This window comes from Ferrimonas sp. YIN67 (assembly GCF_057219095.1).
Genome location: NZ_JBXVVJ010000002.1, coordinates 752,293 through 767,839 on the forward strand (window position 1 = coordinate 752,293; position 15,547 = coordinate 767,839).

At 50.3% G+C, this 15,547-nt stretch carries 13 protein-coding genes; 5 read left to right on the plus strand and 8 right to left on the minus strand.

All coding sequences use genetic code 11. The annotated features are described in order from the left end of the window. Nucleotides 1-814: 814 nt before the first annotated feature. The 4 genes from AC2D8U_RS06955 to AC2D8U_RS06970 are packed head-to-tail and all read right to left on the minus strand — an operon-like array spanning nucleotide 815 to nucleotide 7,004. Entirely contained in the window at nucleotides 815-1,891 is a 1,077-nt protein-coding gene (locus tag AC2D8U_RS06955; RefSeq protein WP_484618333.1) for a serine/threonine-protein kinase, read from the minus strand. Next, complete coding sequence (locus tag AC2D8U_RS06960) at nucleotides 1,888-2,946, minus strand: serine/threonine-protein kinase (protein ID WP_484618334.1); 1,059 nt, start codon at nucleotides 2,944-2,946, stop codon at nucleotides 1,888-1,890. Before AC2D8U_RS06960 ends, AC2D8U_RS06955 begins: the two co-directional genes overlap by 4 nt. Beyond that, entirely contained in the window at nucleotides 2,943-4,088 is a 1,146-nt protein-coding gene (locus AC2D8U_RS06965; RefSeq protein ID WP_484618335.1) for a PP2C family protein-serine/threonine phosphatase, read from the minus strand. The genes AC2D8U_RS06960 and AC2D8U_RS06965 overlap by 4 nt, the downstream gene beginning before the upstream one ends. Next, the gene (locus AC2D8U_RS06970; RefSeq protein WP_484618336.1) at nucleotides 4,089-7,004 is read right to left on the minus strand and encodes a DNA polymerase; all 2,916 of its coding nucleotides are present in this window, start codon (nucleotides 7,002-7,004) and stop codon (nucleotides 4,089-4,091) included. Nucleotides 7,005-7,606: 602 nt separating this feature from the next. Between AC2D8U_RS06970 and AC2D8U_RS06975 the strand changes: the two genes are divergently transcribed. Beyond that, on the plus strand, nucleotides 7,607-8,086 hold the full coding sequence (locus tag AC2D8U_RS06975; RefSeq protein ID WP_484618337.1) for a hypothetical protein: 480 nt from the start codon (nucleotides 7,607-7,609) through the stop codon (nucleotides 8,084-8,086). Next, nucleotides 8,079-8,372 (plus strand): hypothetical protein, encoded by a 294-nt coding sequence (locus tag AC2D8U_RS06980; protein ID WP_484618338.1) that lies wholly within the window; start codon nucleotides 8,079-8,081, stop codon nucleotides 8,370-8,372. Before AC2D8U_RS06975 ends, AC2D8U_RS06980 begins: the two co-directional genes overlap by 8 nt. 422 nt (nucleotides 8,373-8,794) lie before the next feature. Here AC2D8U_RS06980 and AC2D8U_RS06985 read toward each other — a convergent pair whose 3' ends face one another. The 4 genes from AC2D8U_RS06985 to AC2D8U_RS07000 all read right to left on the minus strand — a co-directional run bounded on the left by AC2D8U_RS06985 (nucleotide 8,795) and on the right by AC2D8U_RS07000 (nucleotide 11,662). Next, nucleotides 8,795-9,007 carry a hypothetical protein gene (locus tag AC2D8U_RS06985; RefSeq protein ID WP_484618339.1) on the minus strand — a complete coding sequence of 71 codons (213 nt, stop codon included), beginning with the start codon at nucleotides 9,005-9,007 and terminating at the stop codon, nucleotides 8,795-8,797. A gap of 396 nt (nucleotides 9,008-9,403) precedes the next feature. Beyond that, nucleotides 9,404-9,976 (minus strand): hypothetical protein, encoded by a 573-nt coding sequence (locus AC2D8U_RS06990; RefSeq protein ID WP_484618340.1) that lies wholly within the window; start codon nucleotides 9,974-9,976, stop codon nucleotides 9,404-9,406. Next, the gene (locus AC2D8U_RS06995; protein ID WP_484618341.1) at nucleotides 9,973-10,380 is read right to left on the minus strand and encodes a hypothetical protein; all 408 of its coding nucleotides are present in this window, start codon (nucleotides 10,378-10,380) and stop codon (nucleotides 9,973-9,975) included. Before AC2D8U_RS06995 ends, AC2D8U_RS06990 begins: the two co-directional genes overlap by 4 nt. An 85-nt stretch (nucleotides 10,381-10,465) precedes the next feature. Further along, nucleotides 10,466-11,662 carry a tyrosine-type recombinase/integrase gene (locus tag AC2D8U_RS07000; protein ID WP_484618342.1) on the minus strand — a complete coding sequence of 399 codons (1,197 nt, stop codon included), beginning with the start codon at nucleotides 11,660-11,662 and terminating at the stop codon, nucleotides 10,466-10,468. 944 nt (nucleotides 11,663-12,606) lie between these two features. On the opposite strand from AC2D8U_RS07000, the gene AC2D8U_RS07005 reads away from it, so the two are divergent. From AC2D8U_RS07005 to AC2D8U_RS07015, 3 genes are all read left to right on the plus strand, one after another. After that, nucleotides 12,607-12,867 carry a DUF3892 domain-containing protein gene (locus tag AC2D8U_RS07005; protein WP_484618343.1) on the plus strand — a complete coding sequence of 87 codons (261 nt, stop codon included), beginning with the start codon at nucleotides 12,607-12,609 and terminating at the stop codon, nucleotides 12,865-12,867. Between the two features lie 224 nt (nucleotides 12,868-13,091). Next, the gene (locus AC2D8U_RS07010; protein ID WP_484618344.1) at nucleotides 13,092-14,087 is read left to right on the plus strand and encodes a hypothetical protein; all 996 of its coding nucleotides are present in this window, start codon (nucleotides 13,092-13,094) and stop codon (nucleotides 14,085-14,087) included. Nucleotides 14,088-14,742: 655 nt separating this feature from the next. Beyond that, nucleotides 14,743-15,285: a hypothetical protein gene (locus tag AC2D8U_RS07015; protein WP_484618345.1), complete on the plus strand. Its 543-nt coding sequence runs from the start codon at nucleotides 14,743-14,745 to the stop codon at nucleotides 15,283-15,285. Nucleotides 15,286-15,547 lie beyond the last annotated feature (262 nt).

Below are 15,547 nucleotides of genomic sequence, written 5' to 3' on the forward strand. Positions count from 1 at the left end.
TTCAGCACGAGCTCTGCCACACATTCAAAGTGGACGCCCTCCCTTATAAATCGGTATTAAGGCTCCATGTCCACTTTCCCGAGCTACACCAGCTACGAAATTACACCACGCTTCGTATACAGTAATCGCGCAGAAGCCAGTAGTACCAAGACTCAGAGGAAGATCAGTAGAACTGACATAATGGTATGGTACATACTCGCCATCCTGCTCTTGCTTTACGCTCGTCATCCCAGCCAGGAAATCCAACACCTCCCCACCACCAAATGACAATCTCGATGCCATGTCAGAGTGGGTGGCATGCTATTGCATACCATTATGTCTTCTCTACGATCTTGCCGTACCCCTTGCCAGCACTGGGTTTCAAATCTGCATCAAGAACGCGCAAAACTATAATTTCGTACAAAAAAGGAGGTACAGCTGTTTGCCATCCCTCCTTCGTATTCGTCTCGATCAACAATCCAGTCAAGTGCGCCAACATCATCAATAGATCCAACAACAGCAAGGGATTTTAAAAAGAGACCCGTCACCATAGCCGACAGGGCTGAAACCGGCAGCAGGCAAGGGTTTCAGCCACAGACTCCTCATATATCGTGCAGATAAGAGCAAGGGATTTTAAATTGAACCCAATTTCTCTATGCGCGTCATAGAGATCCGCCAACCTCGCAGCAACAACCGCAAACAGACCATGGCGCACAAGGAAATCTGACTCAAACGCTGCGCCACCGAACTGCCGCCGACTCACAGCCTAGAGTAAGCGCATCGCTGAAACCGGCAGCTGGCAAGGGTTTCAGCGATTGGGCACCTGAACTCACGTCTATTGAGGTAACACACAAACTGGGTGTGCCCTCGGGTTTGGCGCTCCAGCAAAGCAACTATACAAGATGCGATTACGATCACTGTCGTTTGGTCGTACCGGCCCGTACACACTTTCCATACTGAAGAACACCTCTTCCCTATCGTTCGAAGCAAAACCACTAAAGCCATTTTGAATCAATCGGTATACTCTGGCTTCGGAACGCTCAACGGCCAAATAACGTAGGTTTTGACAAGCTTTAACCAGTTCCTCAGCTGTTGGTCGATCCTCAGGTCTATACTCCAAACAGCTATCAACAAGCTCTTGCAGTTGCCTCGCAAGCGGAGAAAACTGTGGCTTTGAAGTCATAAAGTCAGGCCACGGTTTCCGGTTATTGCCCCGAACATTCACCGCAGCTTCCAAGTACACGCCAAATGGATACTCTCCCGTTAAGAGCTGATACATCATTGCCCCTATTGACCAAATGTCGGTCGGTCGGTCAGGCTCGATGCCATCACCAGGGAACATCAATTCCGGCGACATATAAGGAAGAGCACCCTTCACGGTTCCCGAATGTGACTGCGTGAGATCACCAGCCTGAGCCGCTTCTTCAAAGACCTCCTGAGTTAAAGTGGCAATCCCGAAGTCTGTCACCTTCAACTCGTGGACATTCAGTCCTCCAGATACCATCACATTACTGGGCTTTAGATCACGATGAATCACCCCACAACGATGTGAAGCAAAAACCCCCTTAGACAGATGGTGTAATACATGCGCTCCAAGATGAGGATCAAGTAGCCCTAGTCGTCGCAACTTTTTCTCGAGGTCTTCACCAGCTACAAATTCCTCAACAAGGAAAGGACGATCACCATCGACAAAATAATCCAAAGTTTTTGCAACATGATGATTGTTAACCTTGGCGGATACTACTGCACTTCGCTCAAATCGCTTGTCAGCTTGACCGGGCAAAGGGGTTTTTAGCGCAACTTCAATATGCAGCAACTCATCGTTCGCGCGATAGACTTCTTGCATACCACCATTGCCAACGTGAGACACTACGCGGTAGCGACCACCAACTAGCGTATTAGGCAGAATCATACCATCACCTCCGGGTTAGAAACGTCAAATGTAACGAACGCCCTTTGCCCTCCAACGGTTCCAAAGGTAACAACACATGCTGCGGGAAGATCGTCTCCAATAGCTGCTGCGATGTTATTAACATTTACAGCCCCGGAGACACTTCGAATGCAAAAACTAAAACCGTCATAGTGGACCTCAATCGTCCCCACATTTCCATATGTCAATGTAACCGAGCGACGTGTGGCACTTATGTAAGACTCACGCCCATTCAGTACAAATAACCCACTATGTTGATCCTTTAGCAAGTGCTTCCTGAGGACCAATTCAACTTCTGACATTGATGGACGGTCGTCCTTTCTATAGCTAATGCACTGCTCAATCAGTGAGGTCAACTCGGGTTCCAATGAAGGGGCAAGTGCAGCCAACCAACCATTTCCAACATTTAAAGGAGGTTGAGCAGTCAAACCAGGTGGGGCAGGAACCCCAAGCATTGCGATAGCTAGAACCCCAAATGCATACACGTCCACCTTATGATCAAAATTGATTTGCGGTTGCCCCCAAAGCTCTGGAGCCATAAAAGCGGGTGTGCCAATCACTGAGCACGTGCTTGCGTTTGTTATCGGACGAGCCAAGCCAAAATCAATAATTTTGACAATGTCATCATCACCGATTAGCACATTGTTTGGCTTTATATCCCTGTGCACGATTCCAGCCCCGTGAATATCTCTGAGACCGGCTGCAACTTGCCACATCGTTCTGGTGAACTCTTCACCTGCGACATAGCCATTAACTGGAACCTCCCGCCCCTCGATGAACTCCATCACAAGCGCATTACAATCAACTCCATCGCGCTGAATAACAATGGAGTCGAACAACTGGACAACATGCCGGGAACGTAATTGAATCAGTGCACGCTGCTCATCTATGAATCGCCTATGCTCTTGCCCTGCCTGCAAGACTTTAATCAACACTTTACGCTTCAAGTGTCTATCGCGACAGATAAACACGTCCCCCATACCACCAGAGTTGAGGGTAGTGTCAGGATCTAACTCATAGCGTTCCGGAAAAATCATGACGAACCCTCCTGGTCGCTACTGTCAACATCCCTGATGACGAGCTGAATTTGTTCTTCGTCAGCTTCTGTTTTTTGAACTTTAGATGCACGTTTTTTCCGTCTTGGCTTATCGTCAGCGATAACAACCGTGCCTTCCTCATCTGCCTCATCAATAGCTGAAGAGGTTGCTTCAACATCCGATTGCTGGTCGCCGTCTACAACAGACCCGCTAGTGCCTTCATCACCCTTAATTCGCGCAGAATCCTCACCAGCAGTTGGCTCAACTTCAAGCGACGGAGACACTTCCATACTCAGTTCACCGAAGGGATCTGTAAGCTCTATGGCAGGAACCGAACTCTCTTCGTCAAAGAGTCCAGGGTATATCTTCCTCTCAAGTACTTTTTCAACATTCAGTACAGCAACTGAGGCATTATCGGGACTACCACACCAGCCAGCCAAAGCTAAGAGGCGCTGAACTGCCCTGACAGGTTTGAGCTCGCTATGATCGACCACACTTTGCATAGTGGTCTGATCCACAAAATGGACCCCATCAGTAGTTATTAAAAACTGTTCAAAAGCACTTTCGATTGGGTTTACCTCTGGCTTTATCCCATATCCCATACCAATGAACTGGAGCAATCCTTTACCTTGCCCTCCCACGCGCTCTTCCATGGAGTCATCAATTGTCAAACGCTGTAGCTGACCTTCAGTATGCCCATAAACCCTGCTGTCACCCACATTGGCAACGTAGGAGGCTCCAGACCGCTCATCCATAACAATCAATGAAAGTGTTGCCCCGCCATTACCGGAAAAACGCTCGTAGACCGCATCATTCGCTACTGATATTGCTTTTGTAATACGCGTCGATAAGCACGAGTCTGAACCTGAAAATAGAGACTCAACGACATGAGAAATTGTGAGAATTGAACAACTCTTCCCATCGATCATTCCACCCATTCCATCGGATATAGCAGCTACGAACAAAGGGGCCGAGTAAGCGTTTGCTCCTTCAATTCGAGCAACAACTATCCTGTCTTGGTTTTCTTCTCGGTTCAGGCCACGGTCTGTACCTAAGGAGAAAGACACAATGTCGTCAGCAGTAACAGAACGGTGACGCTTCCATCGTGACAACCATCGTTCAATACGTTTAGCGATCATCAATTAAATACCTCTCAATGAGCGAGGCTCATTCAAACAAAAATGTTTAACCTGCATAATCGGGTACACCTTCTGCAACCAAGCCAGCAACTTCTTCAACTTCGGCGCTGTACCATCCAAGCATTGTTCGGGCATTGATTTAGCCGATCTCGCGTTATCAACATCGGTTTTGGATGTCGGAAAGCCAGCCGCAGTGAACTCATCAGCGATCTGCTTGTTGGTCATCCGCTTACCGTTCACTATGCGCTTCTCCATGCCCCATTTACCCTGAGTGATAGCCCGTAACGCCAGTCGGTGCAGCACATCCTGAGAGCCATTCTCGGTGTAATGCAGACGCGTTCCCTTCAACCGTGGCACCGTCAGGTAGTAATCCTGCCAGTTATCCCAGTCAGCCAGGGTCTTGAGACAGTTCCCTTTCCGCCAACCATCAAACAACGCTCTGGCCTGCTGACCATGCTGTTCGGTCTCCCAAGGTACTGTATCGAAAGCAATATGTTCAATGATCTCACCACTGATCGGATGCCTTACCGAAACCATACGGGGATTAACCGGCTTACGTTTGAAGTCGAAGTCCAGATTCAGGAACTTTTCCCGATGGATCTCAATCAGATCCATCTCCTTCAGATACATGTCACGGGCTGATACCAGTGAGTTATTCGAGACTTTCTGCCCAGCAAACCGGTCTAGGAACAATGCCACCATATAGCGGTTCTCGTCGGTTTCTGACTGCGGGGGCTTCACTCCGGCCTTAGCGATGACTGGTTTCACGGCTTTCACTGACACTGGATCGCTGGGATCTACAGGATCAAACACCTCACCCGTCAATTGGCCTCGGGTCTTCATGGCAATCACCTGCTTGACCCGATGCTTTAACTTGATCATCTCACCATCACCAAACTGCTCGCAGATCTGAATGAAACGATGGCTTATCGGCCCGCTGATATCCAATTGCTCTTCAGTGGAGTCGGTCAAGTAACCATCGGTGGTGGCACTAATGATGGAAACGTCATCTGGGGTCGCCGCAAGCATTTCGGACATGACCGCTCGGACGAAACCAGTCACGTGGGCTGCAAAGTAAGGATTGGTGATCGGTGAATGAGGAATGGTCTTGCTAAAACCAGTGCCAGAGTCAAAGCCGTTCTTGCCCTTCAGACCTTGCCCCAGTTTGCCGTATAGCGAGTTCCCAATCTCCTTCCACAGCTTCTCCTTCAGCACCTCACAGCTTTCGGCATACTTACCGCGTTGGTACCGAATGATCTGCGTAAACTTCTTGAACAGAGGCTTGGCACCCTCGACCCAAGGCACCACCACCCCGAATTGGATCTCAAGCTCACACCCCATGTTATGAGCAACCTCGATCTCCGGTGCGGTGCAATACGACATACCGTCTAAGGGGTAATAAAGCCCATACATATCGGTTCGAACAGGCAAGGACGGGAATCGGGTCTTAGCTGGGAACTTGAAACGGACATAAGCAAAGCCCAGCTTGTGACCAATGTAATCCTCCACATCAGTAGAGGTATAGGCACGCTGATAATCGACAGGCAGCAGATCAACTAAGCCCGTGGTGTAGGCCCCAGCCAAATCAAAGTCATTGAATTCACCGATCGCCGTTGGCCCGAAGGTGTAACACTCATTCCGCCCACCGTGGTAACAGTCAATCGCCAGATCTTCAAAGAGCTTACGTGCAGGTGACAGTACAACTTCTTCCCGCTCCATGGTCTTCTTCTGACCATCATGCCAGAACTGACGCTTATGGATCTGCTTACCCAGCAGACGATTGAGATCGTGCTTATCACCGGCAATGTGGCGAAACAGCGATACGGCGAAGTTACCCAGAGTCGAAGGCACCTCTTTCATATGGATATCGAGATCAGAAGACAGATCGGCCAGTGCAAATTCCTGCATCGCCAATCCGTACTTCACGGCGATCTCAGCATCTCTCAGGGCATAAGCTCGAAACGCCTGCTCATCACCCACGAGAAGCTCATCCATACGGTCGATGCGGTAACCTTCGGGCAGCTTCAACTTGGGTATACCAATCAACTCACCCAAAGCATCGAGGGTTGAACGACCTGGTGCCAGCAGCATGGTGTCGACAAAGCGCACCTTGGACTCTTTCTTATTGCGGTTCTTATCAACCAAATGAACCGGCTCAAGACGGCGACGAGAACGACCCACGGCTTCCACATCTATCCCGTAGGCTCCTCGCACTGAGGCCACGGTGTTCCGGATCACGGCCAGTTTGCTTTCACTACCGTTCCCTTTACCCACATCCCAGAACGCCTTGAACGAAGCGAGATCGGCCCGCATGAAGTGGGCATAGATGTAGATGTTCTTCGGCCACTCGTCGATAAAACCACGAAACCGTGCAGTTTCGAGAATATCAACAAGGTAGTTATCGAAGGTCTTACGGGGGGTCTTGATCCGCTTAATGACCTTCTGTTCATCCTCGGGAGACTTGCCAGCAGCACGGGACTTTTTGATCTCATCGGCCACCGGAGTCAGCTCCACCTTCGACATATGATAATCACCGCAGATCAGGTAATACTGGTAGCTCAGGATGTCGTTACTGTTGGTCTGCTCGTTGTAGACGTACTCGGTGTCGATGCCAATATGGACATTCTCGCCACCCCCTCGGATCGCTTCCCACGGCGCAGTCAGGATCGAGGTGTAATAATCATCAATCTCACTATCAACCGATTCGGGGGAAACAGCGCTATCAACCAAGCCAGTAAAGAAGTCGTCTAGCTCATCATCAGCCACACTCGGGTCTGGAGGGGTTTGCAGGTCGGCATGGAACTGATCCAACTCATCATCAACAGCTCGGCTCCCTGCCAACTTTGCTGCCTTTTCACTCGGCACTACCATCAACCACATCCCTTTGGTCTGAATAAAAACAACTACGAAATGACCCATATTAGCGTTCTAGCTTACGCGCACAAACCCAGACATATCAAGGTTTTGAAGCCGATCGTAGAGGAAACACTATGGTATGTAATACCACGCTACCCACCCTGCTATCGATACTCACATCAGGTCGGCTTGAGGTGATCGGTTCCGCAGCAGGATGATGCCAATAAAGCCAGAAGAGGGTCGCGGTATGTCACCATACCATTATGTCTTTTCTATCACCTGCCTCTCAGCCCCTATCCCATAAGGGAAAACCTCGATGGTGCTAGAACGCGGGTATCGTTAATTTCGTAGCTTCTCGGGTCAGCTTCGTTCTTTTTTTTGAGTCGGTGGCAATTCGACAGATCCTACCGCCCTAGCCTGTCTCAACAGCCTTCACATCCTGTTTTGTTCTTTTTTTGTTCGCCCCATTATCTGCCTTGATGACTGCTTAAACCTCTTTGACGAACTTTTTGCGCCTTGTCCAAGGCAGGAAGTGAAATTGCACATTCACCCAAAACAACAAGCAAAAACAGAACCAAAAACCATGCCGCCAGCTTTGAGCGATCGATATCGCCATGTAGATTCCACATAACAAGACGATCAGCGAGCCAGCGAGGTGCAAGGCAATGTCAAAGGTCACTACGATAATCGAACGTTTCTCCGGTGGTGTGATTCGCCCTAGTGCGATACACGCCATGGTGCGCCACCGCACCGCCGTCTCTGTTAAGGGGGCTGCTGGTGATTGTATTGACTATCGGACCTTTGCCGATGATGTGGCGGCTACTGAAGCGGCGGCTTCACTCCGGCAGAAGCTTAAATCTGCTTCGGAACGTGACAAGAATCAATTCATAGAGTTGCCCGACGGTGACCTCATCCGCCAAAACAGTGTCCTCGCCATCGAACCTCACTCTGGTCGACATCAGGGTGTGGTAGTTCGCGGTTTCCGTAACCGAATCATTGCATTCATCCCCGTCGAAAGGGCTGAACTGCAGCAACAGATCTCCGATGAGCTAGTGAAGGCCATTCAGCCCGCCACTCCGTCGAAGGTGTACCGGCCCTCCTGGGTCTTTTTTAATAGTCAACTAGAGGACAAAACTCATGACTAAGTTCCTTGAAATTCATCGCGCATTTATGCGTCTCGCTCGTACTAAGAGCAATAAAAATACTGCGGCGCTTAAGCTCGACTTTGAATGGGCCATTGCCGAGGTCATCGGTGATCAACTGCCAGACGAGACCATCCATCAACTCCGTCGCGCTTTCCACCAGCGCCTGTCCGCTCAACCTGGCTGGGGGTACAAAAAGGCCTCAGCTCAGTTAATGGCGGCCATCGAGGATACGTGCCGCCAACAAACCCTCAACTCAACCCTATCCGGAGAAACTAACCATGGATAATCTAACGAATGACCTACAAGACCAACTTTTCTTCTTGCGCGAGAGTTACTCGGAGGTTGCCAGCAAGCTCCCGCTGGAGTGCGATGCGCGACTACATGAGTTTGTTGCGTTTATCGAGTCCTATGGCGGCCAAAACCCTCTTAAGCGGCAATTGCCCGTTCTCATGCAGCATCGCTTGATGCAGTCCAAGAGCTTATCTCCCCGCCCGTCCTTCGATACGGTCGAAACGTATTTAGCTGAGATCTGTGAGATCGTGAGTTAACGACTTCATAGCTCTTTAACCCAAGCCACTACTAAAATTTGGAATAGATACTATGCACTGCCTGGCTAAGCCTCGTAAGCGCAATAAAAATAGGGGGCAGCACTATGCCGCCCCAACCTCTCTAGCCATCGGAGCTTAACGTAGCTCCGATGGCACCGCCCTAGTCATCGGGTCCGAGTATGGCCCCCACGGCTCCACCAGCGACCGCACCAACGACTGCCCCTTGTGGACCCAAGCGAGCGCCCAGCATACCGCCTATCGCCGCCCCCTTCTTGGCACCAGACTTACTCAGCTTGACCGTCACTCGCCTTTTGTTCTCTGCCGGATCTTCGATCTCGATCACCGAGTTATCCGCTATCGGGTTTATCTTCATTGTTACTCCTTTGCTCTCGGGTTAATGCGGCCAGCCGATCAGATGGCAAGCCGCTTCTGGTTACGCAGGATGTAAAGTCCCGCGCAGGTTTCGGTAACGCCTCCCGCCCCGCCTCATCAGTCCAGACAGCCCTTAAACCGATGCTGTTTGCCGTTATCCCCCACCACCTTGCCGACCTCCTCCTGCGCCATCACTGGCCCCTTGGACCCACTTCTCTGCGACACACGGACACATCGGTTTCGATCTTCCGGATGGCGGTATTTAGGTGGCTTTGATGGGTGCTTACGGGCTTAGTGATCTGACTGGAAATATGAAATGGCTAACGGCGCATAATGACCGCGCTTTGAGCAGGTCTAGGCAGTGGGCTTGCAGCGGTGCAGGTATGGCGGGAATGTTTTACGGGGTTTCGGCCAATTTGAGCCAGGCTGTTTTGCGTTTGACGTAGTCCGGCGAACATTGGTGTTGAAAGCGGCTTGCTTCGGATTGAACGGTCAGCCCTGCATCCGGACTCCGCAGTACCGCCGCTAAGAAACCGGCTTTATTGGCACTGCCGCTTTTGAACAACGGCTTCAATCTGGAACTGGCGAACGGCGCGTTACCCTGTTTATCCAGCAGATCAAAAATGGATTGAAGAAGCAGCCATTCCTTAGAGTGCAGCCCCCCGCCCTCATTACCGCTCAGTCGCAGGTAGAGCTGATCGTCATCATTGTTGACCGCCACCACGAACAGCACATGTTTATCGGTCTTGGGGCTAAGCTTTAACGCTTTGCCTTCGAGCACGACCTTATAGATGGGTGCGGATGGTTTCGGTGTATCAGGCTGACTAGTTGATGGTTCGGTTTGGCTCGGCTCACCGGCTTGGCCTTGCTCATTGCCATCATCGGTGGTGTCCGGCTGGGTGACTTCGACGGGTTCAACCGTCGATGCCTCGGTAACCTTGGCTTTGCTGTTGGTCTGTTTACGGGTCATAGGAAACGCTCCTTGTATTGGGCTTTGAGGTGCTGCTTGAGTGCTGTCACAATTTGGCTGTTGTGGGATATCGGAGCCAGCAGATAGCAGCCCCCTCCGTCATCGGTCATGATCGCCAATGCCATGAGGTAGGGTTCCGGCTTGCCTTCAATCACCATCGCGAACTCCGGATAGTCGCTGACGAACTGCAATATGGATTGGCACTCGGCATGATCCTCAGCCAGGTTGTCGTCGGTATCATTTGGTTCGAGCAGTAGCAGGACGGTGGCCGTTTCATTCCATAGATCCATGGCTACCCGAACATCGCCGTCAAATGGCTCCAGCAGTAGACGGATCACTTCTTCCTTGATGCCCTTGGCGATTGGCAGCTTGTCGATCTGGTTGATGTCTCTGATCACATGCATGGTGTTTCTCCCTGAAATAGAAAAGCCCCATGACGAAGGTTCATCATGGGGCCATATGGTTAGGTGGTTCGGACGTAGTAAGCAGTTAATCCGATGTAGGCGGTGGTGACTGCTCAATCATTTGCGATAGGTGCTCTGCGGTTTGCCTTAGTCGTCCTTCACTGAGCTTGGCGTAGCGCAAGGTGCTGGAAATACTCTTGTGGTTGAGGACTCGTTGTACGGTGCCGATATCTGTGCCGGATGAGATCAAGTTACTTGCCACGGAATGCCTCGCCGTGTGAAACAGCACCTCGTTGGGATCTTTGATGCCCGCCCGTTCCTTGATCAACTTGAAAGCCGTGCGCGGTTGGCCCATCGCCTTATGCTTCTTCCAGCCAGCAAAGATGAAAGGACTGCCAGTCGCCTTCGGGATCTCACGGAAGATCTCTATCGCCAGTTCGGAAAGGTAGATCACATTGGAAGTGCCGTTCTTGGTTCGTGGCACGATCAAGGTGCCCTTCTCCAGATCTAACTCTTCCCAGCGCCGCAATCGCAACTCCGAATCCCGACAGCCGATCAGGAAAAGCAGTGCGATGAACGATCCCCTGCGCTTACATCGGTACCGTCTGGCTTCACCTATCAGCCTTCTGGTTTCATCCACATCGCAGTATCGGGTGCGCACATTGTTCTCCGGCAGCAGCGGCACTCGCATGGCCACATTGGGAAGATCAAGCAACCGTTCCGCCAGTTTGCCCATGGACTTGAGCATGGCCGTCACCCGATTGCAGGTCGCAGGGGCATATTCTCCACGCTTATGGTTGCCCTCGCTCATCTCCATCTGGATCTGCATGATATGAGCCGCCTTGAGTTGGCTATATGGCAACTTGGCTATTCCCTTACAGTGGGCAATGAAACGGGTTTGATCATGGCCCCAACTGCGTTTGCGTTTCTTCGCCAATGGCAGGTATGACTCATTGAAGAACTGCCCCACTGTCGGCATGGCGCGGTAGTTGTCCCTTTCGGCCTTTGGATCGATGCCTTCCGCTATCTGGCTTCGGTACTTCCTGGCAACCTTCCTTGCCGTCGCCAAGTCCACATCGGGGAAGCGACCAATGCCTATGCTGGTCTTCTTACCCATGAAGGTGTAGCGCAGCAAGAACCGCTTAGACCCCGATTTACCGCATAGGCACTTGAGTCCGATCACTTCGGTATCGCTAAACTCCAGCTCTGTGGCTTTCGATGACGCTGGATTTGCTGGAAGGGCTTTGAGGCTGGCTGTGGTGAACTTGAATTTCTTGTCCATTGGTCCCCCTAGGTTCAATACACATCATTTATTTAATATGTGTTTGAGCTTCAGGTTGTTACGGGGACTGGAGTGGGTCGCTAATCGACGCATTTCGCCACCAGGTAGCATCGGCAGCGTTGTCTTTTCGACTCTCAACGACTCTTTTATGGATGACCTGGTACTAGCTAACCCCGATGATTAAGCCTCATTACGGGCCGAATACTGAACGGTTAAGAGTCGTGCAAAGCGAGGCATGGTATCGGGTCTATGATCACGTGCCATGGTGATGATGGAGGGGGTGCCGCATCAAGGTGGGTGACGAGGTAATCGAACTGGGGTAGCCAGGACCTGTCTGCTGCTATTGATAGGGCTTAACCCCAATCACCAACCGACCGTTCGCACCAACAAATCATTGATATAGGATCTCGTTTCTCTCGTCGTGTCAGTTCACTGAACTGATGGCATGTTGATGGAACGCTACAGTGGCTCTCCCGAGCACTGGTCTTGCACAAGCAGCCATGGACGGCAGTTGTGCAACACCAGTTTTTTAACACTGTGGATGATTCTATATCCCCGCAGGGGATATCGGGATATTGGGTTAACTTTCCCTGTGACATCCGCCTGATTTCCCATCTCAACCCTCGCGCAACCCACCGACTATAGCCGCTGACCTTAGCCCGCATCATCGGCTCAGCTTCACTGAAATGATCCTAACGAGATACCTCAATGCCTCCTTGGTATTGAGGGGCATATATCGAGTGATAATCCTGATTTGATGCCGCACTAGACCTGCAACTTAATTGTCGCATTAGAACTCGGACAACAAAATGTCACTCACGCACACATAACATTCAACTTACACACCGATGTTTGTTAAAGTACTGTTTGACATGGATTTTGGGTTGAAGGCTCTATGGATCGAGCCGCGTTTCGTTTTCTATCACTTTGAAAAGGAAAGGCCCATGACACGCAAGAAATATACTTCCCACAAACCTGCCTCTCGAAAAATCATTGATGCTCGCGCTAATTCCAATGGTGTAATCACTGCCGTAAAGTTTGAAGGAAATTCTAACTTCACTTCAGTTGATAGAGCCAAGCCTATCGTTGAACGTGGTGGCTCATCCAATGCCCACGTAGTCAAACTATCGGATGGCAGCAGCTATATCCGTACAAATCGCGATGGTAAGAAGGGTAATAACCTAGACGAAATGGCGAAACGCTAGAGAAATTCGCCTCAAGCCAAAGCAAAAGTGGACGCCTGACCTTGTCAATCTCCTATAAGGCTCGCCGTCCACTTCTCACGGCGAGCCCTGAGTAATCCCGCCCATCGACTCTGCCACCGTAATCTGCACCAACTCATCAGCCTCATCAACATTGAGGTTCGGTAATGACGACTGCTTGTTCTTGCTGATAAAGTGTTCGAACTAAAGGAATACGGTACAGCAGCATGGAACGTGACACGCAGGATAAATCACCTCTCGATATTCAACAGGATCAGTACGACCGGTGGTTTAACCGCGCCCTGAAGTGGGGTGGCGGTACCCTGCTCATCATTGCCACCGTTCAGATAGGGCTTGCTGCGCTAACCATGCCGTCAGATATCTCGGTCAGTGGTATCAACACCTTCTTCAGTGAGGTGCTCAAGGTACCCCTAACCGGCCTCGCTGGCCTGATACCTGCTCTCGGTATCATCACTGTCCTAAAGCGTTCTGTGCAGACAGAGCGTCAGATTGCCCGAACAGATGCTCAGATTGAGCGGGCAGATGCACAAATCGAGCTCACTACAGAACATAATATGGCGAACAACTACTTTATGCACCGTCGGGAGTTTGCTGAATTTTGCTCTGAATTAGAGGAGCGATTTAACTTCAAAATCGATGCAAGGCGCTTGTACCATGCTGTATTTCCAGGAAATTCACCTAAGCACGTCGAGTTTCAATACAATAATGCGGTTGCCGAACACTTATCAGCTTACTCAACTGACTTCCCAGTTTGGCTAAGCAACGAACTCGAGGCTGTTGAACACGAAGACCGTTTCCTGAATGTGGTTTCCGACTTTCTAGAACGAATGAGACCTCTTGGCATCTCGGTTGATAGCGAATCCGCATTCTCGGTGGAGTACATACGAAGAACCGACGCAGGTGATGTTTGTCATGCTGTTAGCTTGCCTTACTACCCTGTCGTACTTAGCTATCAACGCTTGGAGGCGCTGCTTTCCGAAATACGGCTATATGCGGGGTTAAAGACTCAGAACAACTATTCGAAGGACCTTGAGGCCGTTCACTCTCCAAAGAGTCAAGATACAGTTCGAGTATTAGCACCGCAGTCATTGCATTCAGATACAGCTTTTCAAGCCGCTAACAGCCATAAGTTTGCAATAGCTAGCGGAGGTATCACGTGCATTTTCCCTAAAGCAGATATTGCCGAAGAGTCCTTTGTATAGAGTGAACACTCCACCGCGTGCACCTGAGAGCCTAAACTACAGCACCGTCCACACCCAGCAGCATCCCAAGTACCAACCCAACCGCTATCCCGCCACCAAAAACCGAATCAGCGTCAGATGTCGCGCTTGCTCGCCACCTCCTCAGCACATAAGATAAACAGCGTCAGTCGGTTAGGCTGGTTCTGTTGGCCCCCCCGAGGGATGCGATCCGCGATCTTGCGCTGATAGAGCACTCAACAGCCTAATCGCATCTGGCACATGGAAGACGTTGTTTCAGCATCGATCCAGAGTAAAACTGCTTTGCGGACCTCTGGAAGCTGATCAGCGTCTTTTGTGTTTCTGGACCTGAGAAGACCGTACCCGGACCAGAACCCTGCCCCTCCTGCCCCACGACATTCTAGCCATCAATCCCTAGCGATAATCAGTCCAGCTAATCTCGCAGCGCAAAGACGCCTGGCGCTTTCGCACAGAAGTCAGGACAAGGTTTCAGGATATGGATAGGAAGTGGGGGTAAGCACTAAAAGTAGCGCAGAGATGGACAGGCTGATGTGATCATGTTCTGGCTAAATAACCGAAAATAGCGATAGGATGACGACTGCTACAGTCACAACTTTGATATGGCTTAAAAAGACATACGCTCAAGAGGATTTCAACCGTGAACATCATGATGTTTATTGTGCATTTTATTGCTCTTCTCACTGTACCACCTGCCCTCGTTGTTACAGGTGTATTCCACATTATTCTACTAATGATGAAGAAGAACTCAAAAGGGGAAATTTCTGTAAATGTGGAGGGTGCTACCAGTTCGCACACTGATGCACTTGAGGTAACTAACCCAACACTAGAATGCGAAAAATGGCGTGTTGCAAAGCAATACGTGACAGTTGTCCAGGAAAAGTTGGCAAGTATCAAAGCTCAACTCCCAGATGAAAAGCATGAGTTTGCCGAAGAAGAACTCTCTCGCGTATTCATTGCGTTGGGAGAGTCCGCAATGACTGATGATGTAGTGAAGAATATTGTTGAAAGTGCAAAAAGTGCCAATTCTTGTGCAACAGGCGATAAAGTAGTGAATGCAGCTACTATAGATGCCCAACCTCAAGAAGAAATCGGACAGAGTAACGGCTCAACTGCCGGAATATTTCTTCTATGTTTCATAGTACTCGTGTTTGCTTTTGTTACCGTAAACAACATGCCGTAACCTAAACACTGAGGTAAGCAAAAATAGCTTGCCTCATGCTCCCGCACCGGCCACGAGCCTGACAAACACTGATCCACCCGAATACCCCCAAACACAAGCTGAATGCACCTCGGAGATCATCATTGACCTCCAGCCAACCTGCACATAAGATAAACAGCGTCAGTTGGTTAGGCTGGCTCTGTTGGCTCACTCGTTGGATGCGATCCACGTCCTTGGGTTGATGGAGCGATCAAACAGCCTACCCCTGTCTGGCACACAACAG